This is a genomic window from Oleiphilus sp. HI0132 (genome assembly GCF_001635845.1).
Genome location: NZ_LWGJ01001697.1, coordinates 1 through 1,254 on the forward strand (window position 1 = coordinate 1; position 1,254 = coordinate 1,254).

At 40.9% G+C, this 1,254-nt stretch carries 1 protein-coding gene; it reads right to left on the reverse strand.

The features are described from left to right. Positions 1-224 precede the first annotated feature (224 nt). Positions 225-1,067 carry a MoxR family ATPase gene (locus A3766_RS25970; RefSeq protein WP_068512684.1) on the reverse strand — a complete coding sequence of 281 codons (843 nt, stop codon included), beginning with the start codon at positions 1,065-1,067 and terminating at the stop codon, positions 225-227. Between the last annotated feature and the right edge of the window lie 187 nt (positions 1,068-1,254).

Below are 1,254 nucleotides of genomic sequence, written 5' to 3' on the forward strand. Positions count from 1 at the left end.
GTCGAAGTTTTTCTCATCTTTTACAAGGCACAAGCGGCTTAAATAGTAAAACTCATCGATATCAGCAAAGACTATATTTTTCTCAAGCGCCTCCATTAAGTCTAAGAACTCCTTAAGCGTTGCTGGAACCTTAGAACGGCGCACTTCCTGAAAAAACTCTATTAACATCGAGATACCTCTTTTCTACTAATACAAACCGATTGCGAGTAAAAAATACTTTTAGGCTAACCCTTGCGCCTTGCCATAAATGCCAAGCGCTGCAGCAAGTGGACATCCTGTTCATTCTTAATCAATGCACCATACAAGGGTGGTATTGCTTTAGAGGGGTCTCGCTCTTGTAGAATTTGTTCGGATACTTCGTCAGCCATCAATAGTTTAAGCCAATCGATCAATTCGCTTGTTGAAGGCTTTTTCTTCAAGCCAGGAACTTTACGCACATCAAAAAACACATCGAGCGCCTCTTTAACCAAGCTCTGCTTCAAGCCGGGGTAGTGAACCTCCACAATTTTCTCCATTGTTTCGTGGTCTGGGAAGTTGATGTAATGGAAAAAGCAGCGTCTTAGGAATGCGTCCGGTAGTTCTTTTTCGTTGTTACTGGTAATCAATACAATTGGTCGATTTTTCGCCACAACACGTTCTTGTGTCTCGTAAACAAAAAATTCCATTTTATCGATTTCAAGAAGCAAATCGTTTGGAAACTCGATATCGGCTTTATCAATTTCATCAATCAATAGCACAACACGCTCTTCTGCTTCGAAGGCTTCCCACAACTTCCCTTTCACTATGTAGTTAGATATATCGTGAACACGGTCATTTCCTAACTGGGAATCTCTTAGACGTGACACAGCATCATATTCGTACAAGCCCTGCTGAGCCTTTGTTGTCGACTTGATGTGCCACTGAATTAAACGCGTGCCAAGTGATTCTGCTAACTGCTCAGCCAGCATAGTTTTACCAGTACCTGGCTCACCCTTAATAAGAAGAGGCTTTTCTAATTGAATCGCAGCATTTACAGCCATCTGTAAATCACCGGTCGCTACATAATCGCTAGTACCCTTAAAACTCATACTAATACCTTTTGATATAGACTCTTTGCCTCAAGCAGCCAAGACAAACTAAAACCAACAAATAGACAGACTGAAACTAAAGCCTGAATAGGAAAAACGTGAATTCTATTCTAGTTTTAAGTGCAACGGAAATCCTGGCAATAGATTATTTCAACAACAGTGTGTTCCAGAAACCATCCATATTGAG

Coding starts and splice junctions, on each gene's coding strand:
- A3766_RS25970 (WP_068512684.1), bottom strand. CDS start 1,067: ATGAGTTTTAAGGGTACTAGCGATTATGTAGCGACCGGTGATTTACAG.